Source organism: Microbacterium sp. ISL-59, assembly GCF_018613945.1.
Lineage (GTDB): Bacteria > Actinomycetota > Actinomycetes > Actinomycetales > Microbacteriaceae > Microbacterium > Microbacterium oxydans_B.
In genome coordinates, this window is the sequence record NZ_JAGGPG010000002.1 from 1128945 (window position 1) to 1154162 (window position 25218).

Consider the following 25218-nt stretch of genomic DNA (forward strand, 5'->3'; position numbering starts at 1 on the left):
ACCCGATGCCCGACGACAGCACCGAGAACGCGCCGGACGTGGATGCCGCGAGCGCAGGCGACGCCGTCGGCGAAGCATCCGCCTCCGACTCCCACCGCGGGGTCGAGCCCGCCGAGCAGGCGGCGGCGATGATGACCGCTGCCGGGATGCCACGGATGCCGGCCCGCGTGATGATGGCGCTGGTCGCGGCTCCCGACGGCGGGTACACGGCTGCGCAGCTGGGGGAACGCCTGGGCGTCTCGGCCGCCGCGGTGTCGGGTGCGGTGCGGTACCTGCAGCAGCTGCACTTCATCCAGCGGCGTTCCCGCCCCGGCGACCGGCGCGACCGCTACGAGTTCGTGCATGACCCGTTCTACCGCTCGATCGTCGGGAACATGCCCGTGTACGCCCGCCTCTCGGAGTACATCGACGACATCGCCGCCGAGCACGACGAGGATCAGGGTGCCCATGACCGGGCCGTCGAGCTCGCCGAGTTCTTCCGCTTCCTCTCCGTGCGGATGCTGCAGATCGTCGAGGACTGGCGCGACCACCGCCGCGACTGACCCGCGCGCGCCGCCCCACCCCGCGGAGGGGGTTGACACCGGATAGGTTCCATGGTTACTTAGTCGAGTAAGTAACCCACTAACCCACCGGAGGACTCGTGATCGAAGAAGGCAAGCCGCTCTTCCTCCAGATCGCCGAGCAGATCGAGGACTCGATCGTCGACGGCTCACTCGCTGAGGAGGCACAGGCTCCTTCGACGAACGAGCTCGCCGCGTTCTACCGGATCAACCCCGCAACCGCAGCGAAGGGAGTCGCGATGCTCACCGACAAGGGAGTGCTCTACAAGCGCCGAGGCATCGGCATGTTCGTCGCCGACGGCGCCAGGGAAGTCCTTCTCGGCGAGCGCCGCGCGCTGTTCGCCGACCGCTACATCGATCCCCTCCTCGCCGAGGCCCGCACGCTGGGGCTCGGCGCCGAAGACCTCGCGGCACTGCTCCGGCAGCGCGCCGCACTCACCACCGACGCAGAAGGGAAGACCCCCGCATGACCGCTGTCATCGAGGTGCAGAACCTCATCAAGCGCTACAAGGAGAAGCGAGCGCTCGACAACGTGTCGCTCGCCATCGAGGGAGGCGCGATCTACGGCCTCCTCGGCCGCAACGGCGCCGGCAAGACCACACTCATGTCGATCCTCACGGCGCAGAACTTCGAGTCCTCCGGCACCGTCAAGGTGTTCGGCGAGCACCCGTACGAGAACGCGCACGTCCTGAGCCGGATCTGCTTCGTCCGGGAGAGCCAGAAGTACCCGGACGACGCCTACCCGAAGCACGCCTTCAAGGCCGCGAGCCTGTTCTTCCCGCACTGGGACCAGGCGTTCGCCGACGAACTCATCGAAGAGTTCCAGCTGCCGATGAAGCAGACGATCAAGAAGCTCTCCCGCGGTCAGCTCTCCGCAGTGGGAGTGATCATCGGACTCGCCTCGCGCGCCGAGATCACCTTCTTCGACGAGCCCTATCTGGGACTCGACGCGGTCGCCCGGCAGATCTTCTACGACCGCCTGGTCGAGGACTACGCCGAGCACCCGCGCACGGTCATCCTGTCGTCGCACCTGATCGACGAGGTCTCGAACCTCATCGAGAAGGTCATCGTGATCGACAACGGCCAGATCCTCCTGAACGAAGACACGGATGCCGTCCGCGATCGTGCCGTGACCATCGTGGGCGACGCCGCGAAGGTCGACGCCTGGGTCCAGGGCCGCGAGGTGCTGCACCGCGAGGCACTCGGGCGCGTGTCGTCCGTCACCGTGCTCGGCACGCTCTCGGCCGATGAGCGGGCCGAGGTCACGGCATCCGGTCTCGATCTCGCACCGGTGTCGCTCCAGCAGCTGATCGTCCGTCTCACCCAGAAGACCGACACCCACTCCGCCAGAGACTCCGTGACGAAAGAGGAGGCCCGCTGATGCGACGCACAGTCAACGTCATCCGGCTGCAGCTGATCAACAAGGGCACCTTCGTCTGGTACCCGCTGATCATCCTCGCCGCAGCGGTGGTGATCTCGGTCCTCATCTACGCGATGATCCCGGTCGACACCCCGAAGTACGGCGGCGGCGGTCAGGCTCCGCTCTGGTACTTCTTCGCCATCGGGATGTCGGCGATGACGCTCACCTTCCCGTTCTCGCAGGCGATGAGCATCACCCGCAGGGAGTTCTTCTTCGGCACGCTGCTCACCGCGATACTCGGCAGCGCGATCATGGGCGTGCTGTTCCTCATCGGAGGCGGCATCGAGGTGGCCACCAACGGCTACGGCGTCAACGGCTACGTGTTCTACCTGCCGTGGCTGTGGGATGCGGGTCCGGGCGGCGCCTTCGTCGTCTACTTCACCCTCGCGCTCTTCTTCTTCGTGCTCGGCTTCACCGGCGCGACGATCTACAAGAGCTGGGGACAGCTGGTGCTCATCATCGTCGGCATCGCGCTCTCCCTGGTGCTGCTGGGCCTGGTGTTCCTGGTGACGCGGCTCGACCTCTGGCCGCACGTCGGCGCGGGGATCATGGACCTCGGCGCGCTCGGTCTCGCGCTCTGGGGCCTCCTCGTCACCGCGGTGCTCACGGGCGTCTCGTTCCTCGCCTTCCGGCGGACGATCCCTTAAGCACACGTCCGCACGCGGCACCTCTCCACGACGCCGGCCACCCTCCCCGGGTGGCCGGCGTCGTCGCGTCCGCGCGCTACCGGTACCCGGCCGAGGAAGCAACCCGCTCGCCGGCCGCGCACCGCGCGCATACGCTCGCAGAATCGGGCATCGCGCCCGCCCGCCCGCACCCGCCGCACCCGCCGCACCCGCCGAAAGAGAGGATGCCGTGACGCAGAGCCAGCCCCGATTCCGCGCACGCCGCGCAGGCATCGCCCGCGCGCTCCACGAGGCCGTCCTCCCCGCCCGCCTGCTGCTCGTCGCGAAGACGATGCTCGCGGTCGGACTCGCCTGGATGATCGCCCCGCACATGCCGGGCGTCACCGACGAGTACCCCTACTACGCCCCGCTCGGAGCGCTGGTGAGCATGTACCCCACACTGATGGGGTCGGCGAAGTCGAGCTTCCAGACACTGCTCGGGCTCGCCACCGGCATCGGCCTCGCCACCGTGGTGGTGCTCACGGTGGGGCCGACGTGGTGGACCATCCCGCTCGTCGTGGGTGTGGGCGTGCTGGTCTCCGGAACGGGGTGGTTCGGCGTCGGGCGCGAGTACGTCCCGATGGCCGCGCTGTTCGTGCTGATCATCGGCGGGCAGAACGCCGACGACTACTCCCTCGGCTACCTCACGCAGACCGCGGTCGGGGTCGTCATCGGGCTCGTGGTCAACGTCCTGATCGCGCCGGCGCCGCTCACAGTCGCCGCGGTGGGACGAGTGGCCGCCTTCCGCGAACAGCTGGCCCGACATCTCGACGACATCGGATCGGCGGTCTCCGAGTCGTGGCCGCCGGAGCACGAGCAGTGGGCCGACGACGCGGCCTCGCTCGCCGACACGACCGGCGAGCTGCGGTTGGCACTCGTGGAGGCCGACGAGAGCCGACGCGGAAATCCGCGAGCGAAGGGGCACCGGTCGCGCATGGAGCAGAGCCACGAGGAGCTCGCCACTCTCGACCGGATCGCGCACCTCATCCGCGACATCTCCGACGCGATCGCCGACACCATCTGGGACCGACCGGCCGGCATCGCGCTCGACCCCGCACTTCCCGAGCCGCTGTCCGCCGCGTGTCACGCCGTGGCCGAGGTGATCGCGCGCGGCGACGCCTCGACGCCGGAAGACCATCGCATCCGCGGTGAAGCTGCGCGGGCCACGCGACTGCTGCTCGAGACGGTCGACAGCCGCACCGTCGATGTGCGCCGTTCGATGGGGCCCGGGGTGCTCACCGCGATGCACCTCCGCCGCATCCTGATCCTCAGCGGAACGGGCTCGTCGCCCGAGGACTGACTCCGGTCCGCGTCAGATGGTGTCGTCGGCGGCGATCACGTCGACCTGCCAGTAGCGGCCGTCGGGGTCGGCGCTGTCGTGCGCATCGTCGGCGGCACTCAGCACATCGTTGATCTTCACCATCGCGTCGTCGAACTCGGACTCGGTCAACCGGATCGTGCGCTGGGTGAACGCGGCGTGCACCTCGGTCGTGCGTCCGGCGACATACTCGGGGGTCCAGGCGGTCACTCGGCGCATCAGATCCTGATGATCTTCCACCAGCGCGGCGATCACCGCAGTGCCGAGCTCCTCGTCGGCGACGGGGCTTTCCGGGCCGCCCAGGTTGAGGGGACCCTTGTGCCCGGTCCAGACACGGTCGCGTCGATCGCGGGCCTGCTCGGGCGCCTCTTCGATGAGACCGGCATCGGCGAGCGCACGCAAGTGGAAGCTCGCACTGTTGGCCGGCACCCCGAGCTCGGCGGCGATGTCGGCGGCTCGCAGGAAATCGCGGCGTGAGAACAGGCGGATCATCTGCCGCCGCAGCGGGTGGGAGTAGGCCTTGAGCATGGCCGAGGTCATCCAGACGGGATCGTCGCCCTTGCTCTCGCTGGTGTCGGCTGCCATGTGCCGATCCTACCCGCACTCAAAATTGCGCAATAGAAGTTGCGCAACTGTTCTTGCGCAATTATCCTTGACGCATGAGCACCCTCACCGAGCCCCATCGCCTGTGGCGCAACCCCCGCTACCTCACCTGGCTGCTGAGCGACACGAGCAAGGGCCTCGCGGCCGCGCTCTTCGGGTTCGCGATCCCGCTGCTCGCGCTCATCGTGACGAATGACCCGGCCCAGGCCGGCATCATCGGCGCGGCTGGAATGATCGCCCGCCTGCTTATGACCCTCGCCGGCGGAGTCCTCGCCGACCGCCACCGCCGCATCGCCCTGATGCTGCTCGGATCGCTCATCGGCATCGTGCTGGCCGGGGCCTTCACCCTGCTCGCCCTCGGTGACGCGATGACCTTCGGTTCGCTGCTGGTGATCGACATCCTCCTCGCCGCCCGCAGCGGACTCTTCGACGTCGCCGGCGAGAGCGCGATCAAGGAGATCGTCCCCGACGACGCGATGGGTCGCGCGCAGGCCGCGAACCAGGGCCGGGATGCCGCGCTCCAGCTCGCGGGAGGACCGCTCGGCGGTCTGCTGCTGGGCATCGGCGGCTGGGCGGTCGGGGTCGTCATGACCCTCTGCCACGCGATCGCCGCACTGACCGCGTGGATGCTGGGGCGCCAGGCGCGGCGCGCCGGGGTGGTCGACGCTGGAGCGGTCGACGAAAACGGAGACGACCCGGACGACCCGCGGCGTGTCGTGGCTGAACACGCCGTCGCGGCGACGGATGACCTGGGTTTCGGCACCTCTGTGTCGGCCGCCCCCGCCAAGCCGAACGCCTGGGCCGAGCTGCGGGAGGCATTCGGCTGGCTGCTCTCCCGCCCCGACCTCGGCGGAGTCCTGCTCATCACCACGGTCGTGAACCTGGGGTTCAACGCCGCGATCACCACCGTCATCTACTCGCTCCAGCAGGACGGCCACTCCGAACTCCTCATCGGCACGCTGAGCGCAGGGATCGGTGCGGTGATGCTCGTCGGCGCCGTGTGCGCCCCCCTGCTCGTCCCCCGCATCAAGGCCGGGATCCTGACGATCGCCGGGCTCTCGGTCGCGGCCGTCGGGGTCATCGCGCTCACGATGGTCACGACGCCCTGGGCGATCGCCGTCGTCCTCGGCGCCTCCGTGCTCCTGGTGCCCGCGCTCAACGCCGGGATGATGGGCTACTTCATGGTCGCGACGCCGACGCACCTGCTCGGCCGCGCCAACAGCGCCGCCGGTGTGCTCGGCATGGGGGCGATGCCCCTCGCGCCGCTGATCGCCGGATTCGGTCTCGCGTGGGTCGGGCGGGAATGGACGCTGCTGCTCTGCGCCGCGCTGTGCCTGGCATCCGTGGCTCTGGCCGTCACCAACCGGGCGCTGCGCGCACTCCCCGTCGAGTCGCGGTGGGCCGCGCACGCGAAGGAGTTCGAGTCGGCCTGACCCGCCTCCGGAAGAGGTGCGGCGCTAGAGCGCGCCGGTCAGCGCCGCGACGCCGGCGAGCACCGAGACCAGTGCGAGCACCAGGGCGATCGCGATGAGGACGGCGTGCACCTTGAGGAACGCGGTGGCCTTGCCGTTCTCGTCGCGCGCACGCGGATCGTGGGCGACGCGCTTGTAGAACTGGGGCCAGACGACGGCGTTGAAGGCGGCGTTGAGGAAGAGCACGACGGAGAGGGCGATCACCCCTCAACGCTATCGAGATCCACCGCCGCATCCGACCGCGCAGCACGCGCGGAATTCTTGGATGAAGTCATGTATCAGAATCCTCTTGCCGTGCTCCTGGTAGATGTGATCACAATGGGCTTCATGATCGACGGCGCACCCGGCGCCGCTCTCGATCCTGCTTCGGATGACGGGCGCGCACGCTGGGAGCGCGCCGCGGATCTGTTCGGCGCATGGCGCGAGGGCGATGGCCGCGCGATGGACGAGCTCGTACGACTGATGACCCCCGTGCTCTGGCATGTGGTGCGCGCGTACGGGCTCGAACGCACGCTCGCGGAAGATGTGGTGCAGACCACCTGGCTGCAGCTCGTGCGCGGGCACGGCTCGATCAGCGACCCCCGCGCCGTGTCGGCCTGGCTCACCACGACCGCCCGTCGCGAGGCCTGGAAGGTCGCCAAGGCCCACGGCAAGGTCGACACGACCGACACCGACGACCTCGATACGCTCCTTCCCGAGCAGGCCTCGGCCGAAGAGCACGCGACGATCGGCGACGAGAACCGTCGACTGTGGACGGCCGTACGCCGCCTCAACGAGCGCTGCCAGAAGCTGCTGCGCGTGATCGCCTTCGAGGACCGGCCCGACTACGCGCGCATCGCGACCGACCTCGCGATGCCCATCGGAAGCATCGGGCCGACACGCAATAGGTGTCTGGCCAAGCTGCGCGCGCTGCTGGACGCACCGCCGACCGCCCAGGGGGGACTCGCATGAGCGCTCAGGAAGATGCCGAGATGTTCGCCCGGCTCCGCACGCTCTGGAGCGACGTCGACCCCGTGCCCGCAGGACTGATCGATCGCATGGTCGCCGCCGTCGCCGCCGACGGGCTGAACCGGGAGTACGCGCTGCTCACCCTCGTCGAGGGGCAGCTCGGCGCCGTGCGAGGGGAGGCGGATGCTCTCACCCTGCAGTTCAGCGACGGCAGCACCAGCATCCTGCTGCACGTGACGCGCACCGCATCCGGCCGCCGCCGCGTCGACGGCTGGGTCGACACCGGTGCCGCAGAGGTCTTCCTGACACAGGGCGAGAAGACGATCTCGGCCTCGCCGGAGGAGACCGGACGCTTCGCGTTCGACGAGGTGCCGCCCGGTCTCACGCGCGTGCGCCTGACGACCGCGATCGGGGACGAGACGCGCACGCTGGCGACCCCGCAGTTCGAGCTGTGATCGCGGGCACCGCCCGTCGATGAAGCCGCGGGGCGACCCGCACCGAGAGGATGACGATGGAGCAGCCCAAGGGATGGACCTGGCAGGACCGCGCGGAAGGATCGATCCGCCGGGGAACTGCGCTCGACCCGAGCACGGAGCCCGTTGACGGCATCCGCGCCTTTCCGACGGCGTACCTGCCGGAGCGACTGCTGGTCACCCGAGCCCTCGGCGACGAGGAAGCCTATGACCAGGAGGTGCGGACGCTGCGCGATGCGGCGGACATCTTCGGATGGCAGCTCGAGGAGGAACGCGGAGCGCGCGAGATCGGCGACGGCGAGCTGGTTCCCGGCGTCGCCAGATTCCAGCGCCTGCTGTTGACGACCCCCGACGACCCGGTGGGCGGCGAGGCCCCGTTCTCGCCCGACGCCTGGCGGGTGCTCCAGCGCGCGCGCCGCATGTCGCACTCGCCGATGCCGCGGACGAGCCTCGACCACGTGCTGTCCATCGACCCGGTCGGGCTCAACCCGTTCACCCGCACGAACCCGTTCACCCGCACCAACCCGTTCACGCGGACCAACCCGGTGCGCGGCGAGGGCGCCGCGGGCAGCGACGACTACCTCGAGCCCGGGAGGGGCGCGCGGCAGCCGGTGACCTGGCTCGGCCCTGCTCCCGTGCGCGGACCGGCGCCGAAACGCGGGCGGCGACCCGTCATCGCGGTGCTCGACACGGGATGCGGCGAGCACGCCTGGCTTCCCGACGACATCGTCACCCGGCATGTCGACCTCGACGGCGTGCCCGTGGGCCTGACGGACGACGCCGACCCGGAACGCTACCCCGACCTGTACGGACAGCTCGACGGCGCGATCGACGCGGTCGCCGGCCACGGCACCTTCATCGCGGGGCTCGTCCGGCAGGCGGCACCGGATGCCGACATCCTCTCGATCCGCGTGGCGGGCGCACTGGGCGTAGTCGACGAGAGCACCTTGCTCGACACGGTCGCACAGGTCGTCACGCTGCTGATCCGGCACCGCGAGGACCCGACGACGGGCTTCCCGATCGACGTGCTGAACCTGTCGCTCAGCTACTACCACGAGACGCCGGTCGACAAGATGTTCAGCCTCACGCTGCATCAGCTGCTGGCGAAGGCGCGGGAGCTCGGCTGCGTCGTCGTGTGCTCGGCGGGCAACGACGCCATCGATCGGCCCTCGTTCCCGGCATCGCTGTGGCCGTGGCCCGACTCGCACAACGGCATCCCCGCCGACAAGGGCGCACCTCTCGTGTCGGTCGGGGCGCTCAACCCCTCGGCGCAGTCCGTCGCCCTCTTCTCGAACGTCGGTCCGTGGGTGCAGACCTACGCCCCGGGCGCTGCCGTGGTGAGCACCTCGCCCGCCTTCGTCGGCGGCTCGCAGGCGGCCACACGCGCAGACGTCGACGGCCTCCGCCGCGAGACGATCGACCCCGACGACTATCGAGGCGGGTTCGCGATCTGGAGCGGCACGTCGTTCGCGGCACCGTATGTCGCCGGACGCATCGCTGCGCAGCTCGGCACCGTGCCGGTCGGCGGTGCGGCCCCGAATGCCGCCAGGAAGGCCGTCGCCGCTGTGCTGAAGTCCCTGCCGACACCGGTCGACCCGACCTGACCCACCCCCGAGCCGGACCGCCCGCACCGATACGGGCGGTCCGTCTTGGGTGTTCGGCCCGAGTTCGGTCCCGGTCCGGTCCCGGTCCGGTCCCCCGCCGTCCACTTGTCGGACCGATGCACACCTGTCGGACGGATCCGCGGCGTGTCGCCCGGCATCCGTGATTCCTCCCGACATCCGTACGCCGCGCACCCGACATCCGTACGCCGTCGCCGACCCGACGGACCCGCCGGCGGATGCCGCAGCCGAACGGCCTGCACCCCCGCTCTTCCGCCCAGGCGCGGGGCAGGGCATTCTGGACGGATGCCCCTGTCCGCCAACGAGCTGCACCGGCGCGGAGTCGAGGCGGCGAACGCGAGACGGTTCACGCAGGCGCGGCGCGCGCTCGACACGGCATCCGCCCGCACCGACGATCCCGATCTGCGCGCCCGCATCGACGGCACGACCGCCTACGTCCTCGCGCAGACCGGGCAGCCGACGGCGGCCGAGCAGCTGTGCCGCGACGCCCTCCGCCGCTCCGGACTGCGCGCCGAGACGATCGCCGTGCTCAGCGGTCAGCTCGGCGTGCTCCTCATGCACGCCGGCACGCTGGCGGCGGCCGAGGTCGAGCTCAGCCGCGCCATCGACACGTTCACCGCGATCGGCGACGAGACCACCGAGCTCGCGAACTGTCTGATGAACCGCTCGGTCGTGCGCATGCAGCAGCGCGAGCTCGACACGTGCATGGAAGACCTGCGGCGCGCGGTGGCCGTGTACGAGGCGAACGACGACCAGGAGCCGCTCGCCGAGGCGCGGCACAACCTCGGCTACGCGGCGCTGCTGGGCGGCGACCTCGTCAGCGCACTCACCCTGATGACCCGCTCCCGCCCGACGCTCGCCGCGATCAGCGATCTGGCCGCCGCGATCAGCGACCTCGACCGCGCCGAGGTTCTTCGCGACGCCGGCCTCACCACCGAGGCCGAGACCCTGCTGGGCCGGGTCGCCGCGGAGTTCGGCGCGCAGCGGATGCCGCAGGCCAGGGGTGAAGCCGAGTTCCACCTCGCGCGCTCGCTGCTGCGCCATGATCCGGCTGCCGCCGAGCGCACCGCCCGCACGGCGGCACGGCGCTTCACCGCGCTCACGAACCACGGATGGGCGGCTCGAGCCGAAGCGGTGCGGCTCGAAGCACGGCAGCGGGCGAAGCCGGAGCGCCCCATCGACGCAGCCGCCTTCACCCGTACCGCCAGAGCCCTCGACCATGCCGGATTCCGCACCGAGGCGACCGGCCTGCGCCTGAGCGCACGACGCGACGGCGCCGGACGCCTGCCGCGGCTCGACGACAGCGCCCCGACGCCGCTCCGGCTCCGCGCCCACGAGGTCAGGGTCGCGCGCGCTGCCGCACGAGGTCGCGACCGCGATGCGCTGCGGGCCGCCGCCGACGGCCTCGAACTGCTCACCGCCTGGCAGCAGTCGTTCGGCGCCCTCGACCTGCAGGCCTCGGTCGCCATGCACGGCGCCGACCTGATGTACGCCGGCCTCGCCGCCGCCGCGCGCCTGCACGATCCCGCGACGATGTTCGAGTGGTCGGAGCGCGCCCGCCACCTCAGCCAGCAGGTTGCTCCGGTGCGGCCTCCGCGCGACGATTCGCTGGCCGTCGATCTGGCGGAACTGCGGATGCTGCGCGCCGAGCTCGCGGGCGCCGACTGGACGACGGACGCTCGCGTGCGCGTGCTGCGCGACCGGGTGCGCGAGCGGCAGTGGGCCGCGACGGGGTCGGGCGGCACCCGTGAGCGGCTCGGGCTCGCCGAGGCGACGACGTTGCTCGATCCCGACACCGCCGTCCTGTCGTACGTCTTCACCGGCTCCGCGCTGCACGGGATCGTGGTGACACGCTCGGGGGCGACAGTCGTCGACCTGTCGTGGCCCCGCGTGCGATCCGCGCTCGACGGTCTGCGCGCCGACCTCGACATGGCCGCGATGACCCGCGGCGGTCTGATGGGCGCCGTGACCGCGCGCGCACTCTCGTCGCGGTTGTCGCTGCTGGATGCCGAACTGGTCGCGCCGCTGCTCCTGGCCGCACCGTCAGCGCACCGTCTGGCGATCACCGTGCCGGGAGCTCTCGGCGGAGTGCCGTGGGCGATGCTGCCCGGTATGACCGGCGTCCCGTTCACGCTCGCGACGTCGGTGTCGCGGCTGCTGGGCGGCACGGCCTCCGTCGGCGGACGCCCGTCGACGATCGGATTCGCCGCGGGACCGCGCGTCCCCCGTGCCGGCGAGGAGGTGCGGCGGGCGGCGGCCACCTGGAACGGCGGGGGTGTGGCGACACGGATCCTCGAGAGCGGCGAGGCCACGGTGGCGGCAGCCACCGAACTCGCGTCGGACAGCGACGTGCTGCACATCGCCGCGCACGGCAGACATGCGGTGGACAACCCCCTGTTCTCGGGCTTCGAGCTCGCCGACGGCATCCTCTTCGGCTACGACGTCGACCTGATTCCGCGCGTCCCCGCGACCGTGATCCTCTCTGCCTGCGAGCTCGGGCGTTCCTCGGTGCGCTGGGGCGAGGAGGCACTCGGGATGACGCGGGTGTGGCTGCACGCGGGCGCGGACTGCGTGATCGCCGCCCCGGTCGCCGTCCCCGACGAGGTGGCGGCCGAGCTGCTGAGCGCTGTGCACGTCGGCCTGTCCGAGGGCGCGACGCCCTCAGCCGCCCTCGCACGAGCCACCGTCGACACCGGTCTGAGCGCCCCGTTCCAGTGTCACGGAGACGGATTCTGATCTTTTTCTCCATTCGGTGTATCAGAACCGGTGCCGCACGCTCCTGTTCTTCGGAAGGTGCCATGCGAAGGGCCTCGAAGGGTTGAGGCGCGAGGGAGGCGCAGTCGGATCTGGGGATATCAAGCGCGCTGGGGAGCGTGAGTACGACACGGACACCATCTGCTCGGGGGTGTCGCGGCATGCAGCCGCGGCGCCCTCATAGGGCCTCGACGATCTGGGGACGTCGGGGCCCTTGGGGTGTCCGGGCTCAGGGGCGTCCGGGGTCAGGCAACGAGCGCCGCAGGTCGCCGGCGGGCGGGACCCGTTTCGAAGGAGATCTCGCGGAATGAAGGACCGGATGCGCGAATCGGTCCTTCAGAACGGGAGAACTCCTTCAGGCTGTGCGCTGAGGGCCCGCCCCCAGTACGTCCGTCTTCTCAGCTAGCACCGAGCGAGGGACCACGACCCTCAGGCGACGAGCACCGCATAGCCGGCGGCGCGCAGCGCGGCGAGCGCCTCGGCATCCGCTCCCGCATCCGTGATCACGGTCGGGAAGAGCTCGACACCGCCGACCGTCGAGAAGGCCTCGACGCCGAGTTTGCTGCCGTCGGTGACCACGACCGCGCGCCGGGCGCGCTCCGCCATCATGCGGTTGACGGCAGCCTCACGTTCGTCCTGCGTGGTGGCACCCGCGGCGGCATCCATCCCGTTCACGCCGATGAAGGCGATGTCAAGCCGCACCCCGCGCAGCAGCTGTTCGACGAACGGACCGACGAGCTCGTAGCTGCGCGAGTGGATGACGCCCCCGGTGACGACGACCTTGATGTCGGGCCGCGTGGCGAGCTGGGCGGCGATGTTCACGGCATTCGTGACGACGGTGATGCCGCCGTTGCCGGACAGGTCGTCTCGGGCGGCGAGCGCAGCCGCGATCGCCGTGGTCGTGGTGCCGCCGGACAGCCCGACCACCATGCCGGGGGCGACGAGGCCCGCCGCGGTCTGCGCGATGCTGTCCTTCTCCTGCGTGCGCAGGTGGCTCTTGTAGCGGATCGGCAGCTCGTAGGCGACGGCCTGTGCCACCGCACCACCGTGCGTACGGGTGAGCAGCCGCTGCTCGGCGAGCGTGTCGAGGTCGCGGCGGGTCGTGGCCGACGAGGCTCCGAACTGCTCCACGAGATCCTCGACGGTGACCTCGCCGCTCGCGGCCAGCAGGTCGAGGATCGCGTTCAGCCGCGCTGCCCGCTTCATCGCCGAGCGCCCTGCACGGTGTCGTCGATTCCCGTCGAGGTCGCAGAGTTCCCCGGATTCTCTGCGATCTGAGTGCGAATCTGCGACGGCGACGCGAACAGGCGGAGCAGGCGGGCAGCCTCGACGGCGAGCGCGTCGCGCGCAGGTGCGAGGTACTTGCGCGAGTCGACCAGCCGTTCATCCGCGTCGAGCTTCTCCCGCACCGCACGGGTGAAGAAGCCGTTGAGGTGCGTGGAGACGTTGATCTTGGTCATCCCGGCGCGCACGGCATCCGCGATCACGGCATCCGCCACCCCCGAGGATCCGTGCAGCACGAGCGGAACCGGCAGCGCCGCATGCAGCCTGGCGATCAGGTCGAGGTCGAGCGACGCCGTGCGGTCGGTCATCGCGTGGGAGGAACCCACCGCGACCGCGAGCGCATCGACTCCGGTCGCCGCGACGAAAGCCCGCGCCTCATCGGGGTCGGTGCGCACACCCGGCGCGTGAGCGCCGTCCTTGCCCCCCACCTCGCCCAGCTCGCCCTCGACGTAGACCCCGGCCGCGTGCGCCCGAGCGGCGACGGATGCCGTGAGCGCCACGTTGTCGTCATAGGGCAGCGCGCCGCCGTCGAACATGACCGACCCGAAGCCCAGTGCGATGGCCTCGTCGACCAGCTCGGGTCGTTCGGCGTGATCGAGGTGCACGGCGACCGGCATCTGCGCGCGTCGGGCAACCGCGAGTGTGGCCAGTGCGATCGGCTCGAGCCCGCCGTGATAGTCGGCGCAGTTCTGCGAGATCTGCAGGATCACGGGCAGCTCGGCGAGGGCGGCGGCACGCACGAGTCCTTCGGCGGTCTCGAGGTGGATCACGTTGAACGCGCCGATCCCCGTGCCGGCAGCGGATGCGGCGGAGACGAGGTCGCGGGCGGAGACGAGGGTCACGAAGGGTCCTTCCGGAACGATTCAGGGTCGGGACGCGAGACGCGCAGCTGCTGTTCGAGTGCGCGCCAGCGCGGGGAGATGTCGCCGGCGAGCGGGGCGAGCACCGCGGCGGCGGACCAGGCCGTGGCCCGTCGGAGGATCTGCTCGGGATCGCGCTCGCCCTCCGCGTACAGCACGGCGCACGCGGCCACACCGGCATCTCCGGCACCGGTGGGGTTGCCCGCAAGCGGCTCATCGAGGCGCGCGTGCACCAGGTCGGAGGCGGTGACGGCGAGCATGCCGTCGGCGCCCAGCGAGAGCAGCACGAGCTCGGCGCCGCGCGCGATCAGCGAACGGGCAGCCTCGACCGGATCGGTGATGCCGGTGGCTTCGATGAGTTCGGCCGCATTGGGCTTCAGCACGTCGGCTCCGGCATCCGCCGCGCGCAGGAGAGCGGGGCCCGAGGTGTCGGCGATGACCGGGATCCCCGCGTCCTTCCCCACCGCGATGAACATGGGGATCAGCGAGTCCGGGGCGCCCGGCGGCACACTGCCGGAGACGACGAGAACGCTCGCGGTCGGCAGCCGTTCGACGACCTCGGCGAGGAGGTCGGCCCACTCGCTGTCGGCCGAGTTGACTCCGCGCTCGTTGATGATCGTGGTGTCGCCGGCGGACTCGTCGACCACGGCGATGCTGCGACGGGTCTCGGCGGCCACCGACACGAGGGCATGCGGCACTGCGCTGGCAGCGAGTTCGGCGGCGAACTCCTCGCCGACGCGACCGCCTGCCGTGGTGACCGCGAGCACCTCCGCGCCTTCGGCGTATGCCACGCGGGCGACGTTGAGCCCCTTGCCGCCGGCGCGCGCGACTCCGGCATCCGCCCGGTGCGTGCCGCCCTCGACGAGCCGATCGATGTGCCAGGTGAGGTCGAGTGCGGGGTTGGGGGTGACGGTGAGGATCACGTGAGCTCCCTTGCACGCAGGGCGGCACCGAGCAGACCGGCGTTGCCGGAGAGTTCGGCGGGGACGAGCGCGGGGATGCGGTGGAAGCTGAGCCGGTCCGCGAGGCGCCTTCGCAGTTCGTCGAAGAGCGCCCCGCCGGCACGAGACAGACCGCCGCCGATGACCACGGCCTGCGGCGCGACGACCGCGGTGAGCTGCGCGAGCGACATCGTGAGGGCGTCGAGCGCCGAGTTCCAGATCTCTGCGGCGACCTCGTCACCGGCGGCCGCGCGGGCGATCACGTCTTTGGCCCCGTCGGGCGCGATGCCGGTCGCCTCTCGGTAGCGCCGCGCGATGGCCCCCGCCGAGGCGACGGCTTCGAGGCAGCCGCGCGCCCCGCAGGGACAGATCGGCCCGTCGGCGATGGGCGAGTGCCCGATCTCGCCCGCGTAGCCGCCCGCGGTGTACGGCACACCGCCCACGAGCAGTGCGCCCGCGATGCCCGTGCCGATCACCAGCACGACGGCATCGGCGTAGTCGCGGGCGCCACCGAGGCGACGCTCCGCCCAGCTCGCCGCGCGGACATCGTGATCGAACGCCACGGGCAGGCCCAGCCGGTCGGAGGCGAGGTCGCGCAGCGGTGAGTCGTGCCAACCGAGATTGCTCGCGAAGACGCCGACCCCGGCGTCGGCATCCACGATCCCCGGCACCACGAGTCCGGCCGCCTGCGGAACGACGTCGGGATGCGCCGCGCGGAGCTCGGCCGCCAGTACTTCGAGACGCTCGAGCAGCACCTGCGTGCGGTCGCCGTCGGCGATCGGCGTGGGCGTGCGACGGAGCCCGAGCGCGGTCCCATCGGCGTCGAACAGCGCCGACTTGATGTCGGTTCCGCCCACGTCGAACGCCAGCACCGGCGCGCCGACGCCGAGCGCGCGCACGTCGGAGAGCTTCTCTCCCGCCGCGTCACGCTCGACGTCGGGAACGGCCGCCGCCGCGTCAGGGTCGATCATCATCGGCTCCGGCCGTGAGTGGGGTCATGCATCCAGGATGACGGATCGCGTGAGGTTGCGCGGCTGATCCGGGTCCAGTCCGCGCTTCACCGCGCGGTCGAGGGCCGTGCGATGCAGCCGGACGAGGTCGGCGAGCGGGTCGATCGCCCGCTGCTCGAAACGGGCACCGGTCGCCGCCACCTCGCCAGCGAGTCCCTCCGGCGCTTCGCCGAACTGCCACGTGACCCTTCCGGGAGCCGCGATGGCGATCGGGCCGTGGCGGTAGTCCATCGACGGATACGCCTCGGTCCACGACTGCGAAGACTCCCGCAGTTTGAGGGCGGCTTCGTGGGCGAGACCGATCGTCCAACCGCGTCCGAGGAACGTGTACTGCTCGGCGTCGCGCAGCTCGTCATCGCCGGGCTCCGCCAGCACGGCCTCGGCATCGGCGATGGCCGCGGTCAGGTCTTCGCCGAGCGAGGCACGGAACAGGGCGAGGGCTGTCGTCGCGAAACGGGTCTGCACCACGGACTGCTCGTCGGCGAACGGCAGCAGCACCGCCTCGTCGACGAGCGACGCGAGCGGCGAGGTCGGGTCGCCGATGACCCCGACGGTGTGGATGCGTCCCTTGACGCGATCGACGAGCTCGAGCACCTCGCTGGTCGTGCCGGACCGGGTCAACGCGACGACGGCGTCGTATCCGCGGTCGATGAACGCCTCGGAAGCCGCGAACGCATCGGTCTCGCCGTGGCCTGCGGTCTCGCGGAGCGCGGCATACGACTGCGCCATGAACCACGACGTGCCGCAGCCGACGACCGCGACCCGCGCACCCGTGGCGGGGAGCATGCCCTGCTCGGCCGTGAGGTCGGCAGCTCGTGCCCACATCTGCGGCTGGGAATGGAGTTCTTCGCGCATGTGCGCGCCGGGAAGCGACTCAGTCATCGGGGTGCCTTTCTGGCGAGATGTTGCGTACTTGTGATCGTTTGAAGCCGAAATCAATCATAGTATGGCGTCAAAGAAGAGCAACCCCCGCTTACCCTTGATTTGTTTGTTCCCCTGACAAATAATCGGACAAGTTCCACCGCCTCGTCGTCGATTCCGATCGTCGCCGAGAACCCCCGAGCCCCGGCTTGAACGATCGTGGAGGCCACCCGGCGAAACGATCACCACGCACCGTCGCGTGAGATGTGCTTGCGACTGTGCACCACACCCCCTTCCCGAAGCGGCCTGCCGCCGAGGGATGGACACTCACAGTGAGGAATGCAATACACATGAAGAAGTCACTGCGGTTCGGCGCCGCCGCCATTGCGGCCGTCGCCACGCTCTCGCTCGCTTCGTGCGGGTTCGGCGGATCGTCCGGAGACGGCGGAGGCGAAGAGGGTTCAGCGACCCTCGACCTCCTCGTCCCCAGCTACTCCGACGCCACCAAGGCGAACTGGGAGACCGTGATCGACGGGTTCGAGAAGGCCAACCCCGACATCAAGGTCAAGCTCGAGGTGCAGTCGTGGGACAACCTCGAGAAGGTCGTCTCCACCAAGATCCAGGCGGGCGAGGCTCCCGACATCTACAACGGCGGACCCTTCGCGGGCTTCGTCGGCGACGAACTGCTCTACCCGACGGAAGACGTCGTCTCCAAGGAGACCTTCTCCGATTTCCAGGAGTCGTTCCTGAAGAACGCCGAGATCGACGGCACCGCGTACGCGCTGCCGATGATCGCGTCGGCCCGCGCCCTGTTCGTCAACAACGCGCTGCTCGACCAGGCCGGCGTCGAGGCGCCGACCGACTGGGACTCGCTGCTGGATGCCGCGACCAAGGTGTCGGCTCTCGGCGGCGGCGTCGCCGGCTACGGCATGCCGCTCGGATCCGAAGAGGCGCAGGCCGAGGCGGCCGTGTGGCTGTGGGGCGGCGGCGGATCGTTCGGCGATGAGTCCGAGATCACGATCGACACCCCGGAGAACCTCGTCGGTGCCGAGCAGATCAAGAAGATGATCGACGCCGGTGCGACCCAGGCCGACCCCGGTTCGACGCAGCGCTCGCCCCTGATGGACATCTTCATCCAGGGCAAGATCGGCATGCAGGTCGGCCTCCCGCCGACGGTCGGCCAGATCGCCGACGGCAACCCCGACCTGGACTACTCCATCGTCCCGATCCCGACCAAGGACGGCTCGCCGTTCACGCTCGGCGTCATGGACCAGCTGATGGCCTTCGAGAACGACGGCGACAAGCAGGAGGCGATCACCAAGTTCTTCGACTACTACTACTCGGCCGACGTATACGTGCCGTGGGTGCAGGCCGAAGGCTTCCTGCCCGTCACCAAGTCCGGTGCCGAGCAGCTTTCCGGCGAAGAGGCCCTCAAGCCGTTCCTCGACGTGCTGCCCGACGCCCAGTTCTACCCGTCGACGAACCCGAAGTGGTCCGCCGCCGACGGTGCGTTCAAGTCGCTGTTCGGCCAGCTGCAGTCGAAGCCCGCACAGGATGTGCTGACCGAGATCCAGGCGCAGGTCGACGCGGGCTGAGCCCGCTGACGGAGAGGTTCGGGTACCCGAATGAGCCAGAAGACAGAGTCCTCGAACCTCGCGGGGGCGGCCACCACCGGCCGCCCCCGCCCCCGGAAGACCCCGGATGCCGTGCGCGGTAGGCCGGGCGGAAAGGACCTGCTCCAGGCTCTGCCCTGGATCGCACCCGCACTCCTCCTCATCATCGGCGTGGTGTTCTTCCCCGCCGGGGTGATGTTCTTCAACTCGACACGGGACATCTCGCTGTCGGGCCTCGACAAGGGATCGGTGGGCTTCGACAACTTCGTCACGGTCTTCACGTTCACCGAGTTCTGGCCGATCTTCTTCCGCACGATCGTGTGGGTCGTGTCGGTCGTGCTGTTCACCGTCGTCATCTCGCTCGGCCTCGCGCAGATCCTCAACAAGGCGTTCCCGGGACGCCAGCTCGTGCGCATGGCCGTCATCGTGCCGTGGGCGGCATCCGTCGTCATGACGACGATGGTCTTCTACTACAGCCTCGAGCCGTACTTCGGGATCCTCAACAAGTTCCTCTACGACATCGGGCTCTCGGATGACGCGGTCGGATACGGCTGGACCAAGAACCCCGCGACGGCCTTCACCTGGTCGATCGTGATCGCGATCTTCGTGTCGCTCCCGTTCACCACGTACACGATCCTCGCCGGACTCCAAGCTGTGCCGGCCGACGCGATCGAGGCAGCCAAGATGGACGGCGCGAGCCCGGCACGCACCTACTGGTCGATCGTCCTGCCGCAGCTGCGCAGTGCGCTGGCGGTCGCGGTGCTCATCAACATCATCAACGTCTTCAACTCGCTGCCGATCCTGAAGGTGATGACCGGATCGATACCGGGCTACGACGCCGACACGATCATGACCCTCATCTTCAAGTACATCGAGCTGCAGAAGAAGGTCGATGTCGCGAGCGCCCTCTCGGTGGTCGCATTCCTCATCGTCATCGTGATCGTCGCGGCCTACGTGAAGATCGTCAAGCCCATGAAGGAGGTCTGATCGTGACCGTGACCGAGACCGCCCTCGTGACCACCGCCGGCGACGGCGCCGCCCCGCGCATCCCGGGGCGCAAGCGCCGCTACACCGAGGACCAGGTGACGCTGCCCCGCGTCATCCTGCGCATGGCCGCCGGATTCCTGGTGCTCGCGATCTTCGTGCTGCCCTACCTGATCATGTTCTTCGGCTCCGTGAAGACGAAGCCGCAGATCCGGTCGGTGGACCCCACGTACCTGCCGACGGAGTGGCACTGGGAGAACTACATCACGATGTGGTCGACCCCCGAGACGCCACTGCCCTACAACCTGATCTCGACGATCGTGATCGCCGTGTTCGCGACGCTGCTCGTCCTGCTGGTGTCACTGCCCGCGGCGTACTACACGGCCCGGTTCAAGTTCCCCGGCCGCATGGTGTTCCTGTTCCTCGTGATCATCACGCAGATGCTGCAGCCGGCGGTGCTCACCTCGGGCCTGTTCCGCCAGTTCACCGTGCTCGGGCTCGGCGACACCTGGACGGCGATGATCTTCATCAACGCCGCGTTCAACCTGTCGTTCGCCGTGTGGATCATGCACTCCTTCTTCGCCGGCATCCCCAAGGAGGTCGACGAGGCCGCGCAGATCGACGGCGCCGGGCGATTCACCGTGCTGTTCAAGATCAACCTGCCGCTCGTGTGGCCGGGCATCGTCACGGCGATCGTGTTCACGTTCGTCGCCTGCTGGAACGAGTTCGCGGCCTCGCTCGTGATCCTGTCGACAGACAAGAACCAGCCGCTGTCAGTCGCACTCACCAAGTTCGTCGGTCAGTACGAGACCAGCTGGCAGTACGTGTTCGGCGTCTCGATCGTGGCGATCCTGCCGGTCGTCATCCTGTTCATGCTGATCGAGAAGCGCCTGGTCGGCGGCCTCACCGCGGGCAGCGTCAAGTAGGCCGCGCCAGGCGAAGGGCACGCGCGTTCGGTGATAGAAATCTCTGAGACGCGACGAAGGAGTCCCATGCCCCATCCACGCCCTGCGCTCGGCGCATCCGTGTTCGCCATCCTCGTGCTGGTGCTGAGTGGCTGCACCGCAGCCCAGCCCGAGGCCGACCCCACGCCGACGGCGACGGGCGAGACGGTGGTCTCCGTGAGCGTGGACGGCCCGGAGATCTCCGGGACTGGGCCGACCGAGCCGTTCCCCGGCGTCGACTTCCCGCTTCGTGAGGGCATGCGCTCGGTGACGATCGACTTCACGTGCGACGGCGGCGGCCCGTTCCGCGTCGAGTTGGGTGACCCGATGACGCTCGGACAGGCGACACTCAACGGCACCTGCGACGGCACGACCGAGCTGGTGTGGCCGATCACCGAAGAGACGGGACCGACCCTCAACGTGTGGGTCACCAACGACGTCGCCTGGACCGCGACTCCGCACTTCTCCACCGCGGAGTTCGTCCGGGACGAGGCGATCACCTCCGAGTGCGATGCCTTCTCCGACATCTACAGCGCGTTCTCGAACGCCGACATCGGCCTCACCGAGTACCAGGCGTTCGACGAGGCGGAGTGGACGCGGCGGGTCGACTCCGCGACCGTCGACCTCGAGACGCTCACGGGCGCCTCGGAGACGACCATGTCCGACCCGTTCAGCGCCCTGCTCGCCTGGGTGCGCGGCGACGGCCACACTCCCGGCTCACTGCTGAAGGACACGAGCCTGATCGATCCGATCAGCGACACCTGCAACACGAACCACAGCCCGCTGATCCTGATCGGCGAGTTCGGCGGCTGAGTCTTGTCTGCCACCTGTTGTGAAGGAGATCTCGTGGAATGAAGGACCGGATGCTCGAATCGGTCCTTCAGAACGGGAGAACCCCTTCAGGCTGTGCGCTGACGGTCAGGGGCGGGGAGTGGATGCTGCAGAGGTGGATGCTGCGCGCAGCTGCAGCGGATTCCAGCGCACACCGAGGGCCGAGGTCAGGGCGGCCTGCGCGGCACCGGCGGCGAGCGACACCCGGGGGTCGGCGTAGCGGACCGGCACCTGCGTCGTCCCGCGGGCGGGATACTCGGTCTCGCGGCGCACCCGATCGAGGAAGCGCGGTCCGAGCTCGGTCGCCGGCCCGCCGATCACGACCTCGGTCGGGTCGAGAAGCGCGCCGATGAGCTTGACCGCCCTGGCGAGCGCACGGGCGCCCTCGTCGAGGTGCTCCTCGTCGGCCTTCGCGGCGAGCGCCCGGATCTCGGGGGCATCCATGGCGTCGGAGAAGTCGCCGCCGAGCATGGCGCCCAGAGCGGCCGCGGACTCCAGGCAGCCGCGCTGACCGCAGCGGCAGAGGCGGGCCGCGTCGCCGAACACCACCTGCACGTGGCCGATCTCTCCCGCGCGGTCGCGAGGGCCGGGCGCGAGCTCGCCGTCCAGCGTCACCGCCGCACCCACGCCGCCGCCGAGGTGGATGAAGAGCCGGTACCCGGAGGGCGACTCCTCCATCCCCGCTTCGGCGATCGCCTCGGCGTCGACGTCGTTGATGAGCAGCACGGGTGCCTCGAGGATGCGCTCGAACCGCTCGGCGAGGGGCACTCCCTCCCACTTCAACTGCACACTCTCCAGCACCGAGCGGCCGTCGGTCGTGCCCGGCAACTGCACTCCCGCGGCGAGGAGTCTCGCTCCGAACTCGCCGGCGACAGCGGTCAGCGCCTCGTCGAGCGACCGATCGCGCTCCTCCACGCTGTACGTCACCCGCCGTGTCTCGAGCTCGGTGCCGTCGAGCGCGACGAGGGCGATGTGCGCGTGGAGCGGCTGGATCACCAGGACAAGGATCAGGTGGTGGCCCGCATCGACGCTGAGGGTGGTCGCGCGTTTGCCGCCGGTGCTCGCGGCCTGCTCCCCCTCGACGATCAGCCGATCCTCGATGAGCTCGGCGACCAGGGACGACGCGGTGGCCGCGGTCAGCCCGGTCGACCTCGCGATGCCTGCCCGCGTCTGGGTGCCCGGATTCCGGAAGACGAGCTGCAGCGCCCGGCGCAGGTTCGCACGCCGCACCGACGCCTGGGTGTCGAGGCTGTCATCCGCGTTGAGCATGTGTTCCCGTTTCCGAGCTCGTCGGTCGCGAGCTGTTGACAGATCGTGGCGCGATCCGTAGTCTCTCCCTAAGTTTATTCATTGAACTTAGTTGGTCAATGAACCTCAAGCTCCGGACGGGCGAGTGCTGCACACACCGTCGCCCGTCCGGCACCTCCTTCAGCGGCTCTCGGCCGCTTCGGTATGGTGGCGGATCACCTCGGCCACGACGAAGTTGAACCACTTCTGCGCGAACTCGGGATCGAGATGGGCCTCCTCGGCCAGAGCCCGCAATCGTGCCACCTGCTGCTCCTCCCGATTCGGGTCGGACGCCGGCATCTCGTGATCGGCCTTCAGATGCCCGACCTGCTGGGTCGCGCGGAAGCGCTCGGCCAGCATGAAGATCAGTGCGGCGTCGATGTTGTCGATGGTGGCGCGAAGTCGGAGCAGTTCGGCCTTCGGGTCCTCGGCGGCGGTCATGCCCCTACTCTAGAGCCGCGGAACACCCGGATTTCGACCTGCCGCACCGCTATCGTGAGCACATGAGCAACGAAGAGTCGCCTGCCTCCGCGCCCCTCGACGGTGCCGTGCCGAGTGCCGCTGTCGACGATGACGCGGTCAAGGACGACAACACGGCTTCCGCGCCCGGCCGCCGCCGGCCCGCACCGGCATCCGAAGTCCCCTCCGCCGAGGCCGCCCCTACCCGCGCGGTCGTGATCGAGCCGATGACCCCGAGCCGCTCCTTCTGGACGCGGATCGATCGCCCCTTCGTGTTCGGTTTCCTGGTGACCCTCGGCGGTCTCGGGGCCATCGTGATCGGCCTCGCCCTCACAAGCCTGTCGACTGTGCTCATCTACGTCGCCCTGGCGCTGTTCGGCGCGCTCGGCCTCGACCCCGCCGTGCGATTCCTGGAGCGTCGGGGTGTCTCGCGGGTGCTGTCGGTCGTCGTCGTGATCCTCAGCCTCATCGTCGTGGTGGCCCTCGTACTGTGGATGATCCTCCCGGTCGTGATCGATCAGATCTCGAGCTTCGTCCGCTCCGTGCCCGACATGATCCGGGAGTTCACCCGCAGCGACCTCTACGCGACCCTCGAAGCCCAGTTCGGCGATCAGTTCCAGGACCTCGTCGCCGAGGTGCAGGCCTTCCTCTCCGACTTCGGCAACCTGGCGACGATCGGCGGCGGCGCACTCGCGGTCGGTGCCTCGATCGCGACCGGCATCTCCGGCGCCATCATCGTCCTGGTCCTGACGCTGTACTTCCTCGCCTCCCTCCCCGCGATGAAGCAGGGGCTGCTGCGTCTGGCCCCGGCCCGCGATCGTGCTCGCGCCGGAGACATCACCGACCAGATCACCGACTCGGTGGGCGGATATGTGATGGGCATGGTGGTGCTCGCGTTCTGCAACGCGACGCTGGCGTTCCTGCTCTACTTCTTCCTCGGCCTGCCGTTCCCCCCGCTGATGGCCGCGATCGCGTTCTGCGTCACCCTCATCCCGCTGGTGGGCTCGGTGCTGTTCTGGATCCTCGGCACCTGCCTGGCCCTCTTCAGCAACCCGATCGCCGCACTCGTCTTCGCCGCGATCTACCTCGTCTACATGCAGATCGAGGCCTACGTGATCACCCCGCGCGTGATGAACCGGGCCGTCTCCGTCCCGGGCTCGCTCGTCGTGATCGGCGCCCTCGCGGGTGGCACCCTGCTGGGGCTGCTCGGCGCGCTCGTGGCCGTGCCGGTCACGGCATCCATCCTCATCATCATCAAACAGGTGCTGGTGCCGAAGCAGGACGCCCGGATCTGACCCACACTCCCGAGACGACGAAGCGCCCGGCCCCCTGAGAGGCCGGGCGCTTCTGTCGAGGTGACGACTCAGAGGTCGTTGTCCGCCAGCCACTGCTTGGCGATGTCGGATGCCGACTTCTGGTCGACCGTGCTCTGCACGTTCAGGGCGACGAGCTCTTCGGCAGTCAGCTTGGCACTGATCGCGTTGAGCACGTCGGAGACCTCGTCGGCGACGTCGCTCGAGACGATCGGCACCACGTTCGACGAGATGATCAGGTTCTCCGGGTCTTCCAGAGCGACGATGTCTTCGGTCTGGAATGCCGGGTCGGCGGTGTAGATGTCGGCGACCTGGATCTTGCCGGCGAGCAGCGACTCGAGAGTGGTCGGGCCGGTCGCCGAGAACTTCAGGTCGACTCCGTAGGTCTCCTTCGCGGCTGCGGGGCCGTACGGACGCTCCTCGAACTCGGGAGCCGCACCGATCGTCACCTCCGACGTGACCTTGGCGAGGTCACCGATGGAGGTGACACCGTTCTCCTCCGCGAAGCTCTTCAGCACCGTGTAGGTGTCCTGATCGGAGGCCTCGGCGAAGTCGAGGGCGGTCAGACCTTCGGGCAGAGCCTCCTTCAGTGCCTCGTAAACCTCGTCCGGCGCGGTGACGTCGACCTCGTCGTCCGAGATGTACTCCAGCAGGCTGCCGGTGTACTCCGGGAAGACATCGATCGCCCCGGACTCGACATCGGGCATGTACGCATCGCGCTGGCCGATGCTGAACTGCTCGTCGACGTCGAAGCCTGCGGCCTCGAGCGCCTGCGAGTAGATCTCGGCGATGATCTCGTTGGAGTAGTACGCCTGCGAGCCGATGACGATGGTCTTGTCACCCGAGCCCGCGTCGTCGGTGGGCGCGTCGAGCGGGTTGCTGCTGGTGCAGCCGGCGAGGACGAGCGCCGCGACGAGCGATACGCCACCGGCGAGGGCGAGTCGTGACTTGCGTGCTGTGAACATGGGACTTCCTCTTCTCTGGGACAAACGGATG

The 25218-nt window shown here is 69.4% G+C and carries 25 protein-coding genes; 15 read left to right on the forward strand and 10 right to left on the reverse strand.

The window, feature by feature from the left end:
- Positions 1 to 5: 5 nt before the first annotated feature.
- The 5 genes from J7E45_RS09505 (at position 6) to J7E45_RS09525 (ending at position 3945) form a co-directional block, all read left to right on the forward strand.
- On the forward strand, positions 6 to 542 hold the full coding sequence (locus J7E45_RS09505) for a GbsR/MarR family transcriptional regulator (protein ID WP_251053574.1): 537 nt from the start codon (positions 6 to 8) through the stop codon (positions 540 to 542).
- A 98-nt stretch (positions 543 to 640) separates the two neighbouring features.
- Complete coding sequence (locus J7E45_RS09510) at positions 641 to 1030, forward strand: GntR family transcriptional regulator (protein WP_215068783.1); 390 nt, start codon at positions 641 to 643, stop codon at positions 1028 to 1030.
- Positions 1027 to 1941, forward strand: coding sequence for an ABC transporter ATP-binding protein (locus tag J7E45_RS09515; RefSeq protein WP_215068785.1), 915 nt, complete (start codon positions 1027 to 1029; stop codon positions 1939 to 1941). The genes J7E45_RS09510 and J7E45_RS09515 overlap by 4 nt, the downstream gene beginning before the upstream one ends.
- On the forward strand, positions 1941 to 2627 hold the full coding sequence (locus tag J7E45_RS09520; protein ID WP_091027707.1) for a hypothetical protein: 687 nt from the start codon (positions 1941 to 1943) through the stop codon (positions 2625 to 2627). Before J7E45_RS09515 ends, J7E45_RS09520 begins: the two co-directional genes overlap by 1 nt.
- A 208-nt stretch (positions 2628 to 2835) precedes the next feature.
- Positions 2836 to 3945 carry an aromatic acid exporter family protein gene (locus J7E45_RS09525; protein ID WP_215068787.1) on the forward strand — a complete coding sequence of 370 codons (1110 nt, stop codon included), beginning with the start codon at positions 2836 to 2838 and terminating at the stop codon, positions 3943 to 3945.
- A gap of 12 nt (positions 3946 to 3957) precedes the next feature.
- Here J7E45_RS09525 and J7E45_RS09530 read toward each other — a convergent pair whose 3' ends face one another.
- On the reverse strand, positions 3958 to 4548 hold the full coding sequence (locus tag J7E45_RS09530; protein ID WP_215068789.1) for a helix-turn-helix domain-containing protein: 591 nt from the start codon (positions 4546 to 4548) through the stop codon (positions 3958 to 3960).
- A gap of 74 nt (positions 4549 to 4622) precedes the next feature.
- On the opposite strand from J7E45_RS09530, the gene J7E45_RS09535 reads away from it, so the two are divergent.
- Positions 4623 to 5999, forward strand: coding sequence for an MFS transporter (locus tag J7E45_RS09535; RefSeq protein ID WP_215068791.1), 1377 nt, complete (start codon positions 4623 to 4625; stop codon positions 5997 to 5999).
- Between the two features lie 24 nt (positions 6000 to 6023).
- On the opposite strand, the gene J7E45_RS09540 is transcribed toward J7E45_RS09535, so the two are convergent.
- A complete protein-coding gene (locus J7E45_RS09540; RefSeq protein WP_029263211.1) occupies positions 6024 to 6242 on the reverse strand; it encodes an SCO4848 family membrane protein in 219 nt (72 codons plus the stop codon).
- A gap of 69 nt (positions 6243 to 6311) precedes the next feature.
- On the opposite strand from J7E45_RS09540, the gene J7E45_RS09545 reads away from it, so the two are divergent.
- The 4 genes from J7E45_RS09545 to J7E45_RS09560 all read left to right on the forward strand — a co-directional run bounded on the left by J7E45_RS09545 (position 6312) and on the right by J7E45_RS09560 (position 11817).
- On the forward strand, positions 6312 to 6989 hold the full coding sequence (locus J7E45_RS09545) for an RNA polymerase sigma factor (RefSeq protein WP_244175984.1): 678 nt from the start codon (positions 6312 to 6314) through the stop codon (positions 6987 to 6989).
- Positions 6986 to 7441, forward strand: a complete 456-nt coding sequence (locus J7E45_RS09550) for a hypothetical protein (RefSeq protein WP_091033358.1) — start codon at positions 6986 to 6988, stop codon at positions 7439 to 7441. The genes J7E45_RS09545 and J7E45_RS09550 overlap by 4 nt, the downstream gene beginning before the upstream one ends.
- Positions 7442 to 7497: 56 nt before the next feature.
- The gene (locus J7E45_RS09555) at positions 7498 to 9063 is read left to right on the forward strand and encodes a S8/S53 family peptidase (protein ID WP_215068793.1); all 1566 of its coding nucleotides are present in this window, start codon (positions 7498 to 7500) and stop codon (positions 9061 to 9063) included.
- A gap of 303 nt (positions 9064 to 9366) precedes the next feature.
- On the forward strand, positions 9367 to 11817 hold the full coding sequence (locus J7E45_RS09560) for a CHAT domain-containing protein (RefSeq protein WP_215068795.1): 2451 nt from the start codon (positions 9367 to 9369) through the stop codon (positions 11815 to 11817).
- Between the two features lie 447 nt (positions 11818 to 12264).
- On the opposite strand, the gene J7E45_RS09565 is transcribed toward J7E45_RS09560, so the two are convergent.
- The 5 genes from J7E45_RS09565 to J7E45_RS09585 are packed head-to-tail and all read right to left on the reverse strand — an operon-like array spanning position 12265 to position 16812.
- Positions 12265 to 13041 (reverse strand): DeoR/GlpR family DNA-binding transcription regulator, encoded by a 777-nt coding sequence (locus tag J7E45_RS09565; RefSeq protein ID WP_091033372.1) that lies wholly within the window; start codon positions 13039 to 13041, stop codon positions 12265 to 12267.
- Positions 13038 to 13961: a class II fructose-bisphosphate aldolase gene (locus J7E45_RS09570; protein WP_308162092.1), complete on the reverse strand. Its 924-nt coding sequence runs from the start codon at positions 13959 to 13961 to the stop codon at positions 13038 to 13040. The genes J7E45_RS09565 and J7E45_RS09570 overlap by 4 nt, the downstream gene beginning before the upstream one ends.
- A complete protein-coding gene (locus J7E45_RS09575; RefSeq protein ID WP_215068798.1) occupies positions 13958 to 14902 on the reverse strand; it encodes a 1-phosphofructokinase family hexose kinase in 945 nt (314 codons plus the stop codon). The genes J7E45_RS09570 and J7E45_RS09575 overlap by 4 nt, the downstream gene beginning before the upstream one ends.
- Positions 14899 to 15891: an ROK family protein gene (locus J7E45_RS09580; protein ID WP_251053576.1), complete on the reverse strand. Its 993-nt coding sequence runs from the start codon at positions 15889 to 15891 to the stop codon at positions 14899 to 14901. The genes J7E45_RS09575 and J7E45_RS09580 overlap by 4 nt, the downstream gene beginning before the upstream one ends.
- A gap of 24 nt (positions 15892 to 15915) precedes the next feature.
- Complete coding sequence (locus J7E45_RS09585; RefSeq protein ID WP_215068800.1) at positions 15916 to 16812, reverse strand: SIS domain-containing protein; 897 nt, start codon at positions 16810 to 16812, stop codon at positions 15916 to 15918.
- A gap of 329 nt (positions 16813 to 17141) precedes the next feature.
- On the opposite strand from J7E45_RS09585, the gene J7E45_RS09590 reads away from it, so the two are divergent.
- The 4 genes from J7E45_RS09590 (at position 17142) to J7E45_RS09605 (ending at position 21145) form a co-directional block, all read left to right on the forward strand.
- Positions 17142 to 18386, forward strand: coding sequence for an extracellular solute-binding protein (locus J7E45_RS09590; protein WP_091033378.1), 1245 nt, complete (start codon positions 17142 to 17144; stop codon positions 18384 to 18386).
- 30 nt (positions 18387 to 18416) lie between these two features.
- The gene (locus J7E45_RS09595) at positions 18417 to 19391 is read left to right on the forward strand and encodes a carbohydrate ABC transporter permease (protein ID WP_215068802.1); all 975 of its coding nucleotides are present in this window, start codon (positions 18417 to 18419) and stop codon (positions 19389 to 19391) included.
- A gap of 2 nt (positions 19392 to 19393) precedes the next feature.
- Positions 19394 to 20314, forward strand: a complete 921-nt coding sequence (locus tag J7E45_RS09600) for a carbohydrate ABC transporter permease (RefSeq protein WP_205828765.1) — start codon at positions 19394 to 19396, stop codon at positions 20312 to 20314.
- A gap of 66 nt (positions 20315 to 20380) precedes the next feature.
- Positions 20381 to 21145: a hypothetical protein gene (locus tag J7E45_RS09605; RefSeq protein WP_215068804.1), complete on the forward strand. Its 765-nt coding sequence runs from the start codon at positions 20381 to 20383 to the stop codon at positions 21143 to 21145.
- Positions 21146 to 21250: 105 nt separating this feature from the next.
- Here J7E45_RS09605 and J7E45_RS09610 read toward each other — a convergent pair whose 3' ends face one another.
- Positions 21251 to 22432 carry an ROK family protein gene (locus J7E45_RS09610; RefSeq protein ID WP_215068806.1) on the reverse strand — a complete coding sequence of 394 codons (1182 nt, stop codon included), beginning with the start codon at positions 22430 to 22432 and terminating at the stop codon, positions 21251 to 21253.
- Positions 22433 to 22591: 159 nt separating this feature from the next.
- Positions 22592 to 22891, reverse strand: a complete 300-nt coding sequence (locus J7E45_RS09615) for a chorismate mutase (protein WP_091033387.1) — start codon at positions 22889 to 22891, stop codon at positions 22592 to 22594.
- Between the two features lie 62 nt (positions 22892 to 22953).
- On the opposite strand from J7E45_RS09615, the gene J7E45_RS09620 reads away from it, so the two are divergent.
- Positions 22954 to 24204, forward strand: coding sequence for an AI-2E family transporter (locus J7E45_RS09620; protein WP_215068808.1), 1251 nt, complete (start codon positions 22954 to 22956; stop codon positions 24202 to 24204).
- A gap of 68 nt (positions 24205 to 24272) precedes the next feature.
- Here J7E45_RS09620 and J7E45_RS09625 read toward each other — a convergent pair whose 3' ends face one another.
- Positions 24273 to 25187 carry an ABC transporter substrate-binding protein gene (locus J7E45_RS09625; RefSeq protein WP_091033393.1) on the reverse strand — a complete coding sequence of 305 codons (915 nt, stop codon included), beginning with the start codon at positions 25185 to 25187 and terminating at the stop codon, positions 24273 to 24275.
- Positions 25188 to 25218: the final 31 nt, after the last annotated feature.

Bases quoted from the DNA above. Each gene is read 5' to 3' on its own strand.
- J7E45_RS09520 (WP_091027707.1), top strand. From the start codon at position 1,941: ATGCGACGCACAGTCAACGTCATCCGGCTGCAGCTGATCAACAAGGGC.
- J7E45_RS09545 (WP_244175984.1), top strand. From the start codon at position 6,312: ATGTATCAGAATCCTCTTGCCGTGCTCCTGGTAGATGTGATCACAATG.
- J7E45_RS09580 (WP_251053576.1), bottom strand. From the start codon at position 15,891: ATGATCGACCCTGACGCGGCGGCGGCCGTTCCCGACGTCGAGCGTGAC.
- J7E45_RS09530 (WP_215068789.1), bottom strand. From the start codon at position 4,548: ATGGCAGCCGACACCAGCGAGAGCAAGGGCGACGATCCCGTCTGGATG.
- J7E45_RS09610 (WP_215068806.1), bottom strand. From the start codon at position 22,432: ATGCTCAACGCGGATGACAGCCTCGACACCCAGGCGTCGGTGCGGCGT.
- J7E45_RS09605 (WP_215068804.1), top strand. From the start codon at position 20,381: ATGCCCCATCCACGCCCTGCGCTCGGCGCATCCGTGTTCGCCATCCTC.
- J7E45_RS09585 (WP_215068800.1), bottom strand. From the start codon at position 16,812: ATGACTGAGTCGCTTCCCGGCGCGCACATGCGCGAAGAACTCCATTCC.
- J7E45_RS09620 (WP_215068808.1), top strand. From the start codon at position 22,954: ATGAGCAACGAAGAGTCGCCTGCCTCCGCGCCCCTCGACGGTGCCGTG.
- J7E45_RS09515 (WP_215068785.1), top strand. From the start codon at position 1,027: ATGACCGCTGTCATCGAGGTGCAGAACCTCATCAAGCGCTACAAGGAG.
- J7E45_RS09560 (WP_215068795.1), top strand. From the start codon at position 9,367: ATGCCCCTGTCCGCCAACGAGCTGCACCGGCGCGGAGTCGAGGCGGCG.
- J7E45_RS09615 (WP_091033387.1), bottom strand. From the start codon at position 22,891: ATGACCGCCGCCGAGGACCCGAAGGCCGAACTGCTCCGACTTCGCGCC.
- J7E45_RS09565 (WP_091033372.1), bottom strand. From the start codon at position 13,041: ATGAAGCGGGCAGCGCGGCTGAACGCGATCCTCGACCTGCTGGCCGCG.
- J7E45_RS09590 (WP_091033378.1), top strand. From the start codon at position 17,142: ATGAAGAAGTCACTGCGGTTCGGCGCCGCCGCCATTGCGGCCGTCGCC.
- J7E45_RS09535 (WP_215068791.1), top strand. From the start codon at position 4,623: ATGAGCACCCTCACCGAGCCCCATCGCCTGTGGCGCAACCCCCGCTAC.
- J7E45_RS09625 (WP_091033393.1), bottom strand. From the start codon at position 25,187: ATGTTCACAGCACGCAAGTCACGACTCGCCCTCGCCGGTGGCGTATCG.
- J7E45_RS09595 (WP_215068802.1), top strand. From the start codon at position 18,417: ATGAGCCAGAAGACAGAGTCCTCGAACCTCGCGGGGGCGGCCACCACC.
- J7E45_RS09555 (WP_215068793.1), top strand. From the start codon at position 7,498: ATGGAGCAGCCCAAGGGATGGACCTGGCAGGACCGCGCGGAAGGATCG.
- J7E45_RS09550 (WP_091033358.1), top strand. From the start codon at position 6,986: ATGAGCGCTCAGGAAGATGCCGAGATGTTCGCCCGGCTCCGCACGCTC.
- J7E45_RS09505 (WP_251053574.1), top strand. From the start codon at position 6: ATGCCCGACGACAGCACCGAGAACGCGCCGGACGTGGATGCCGCGAGC.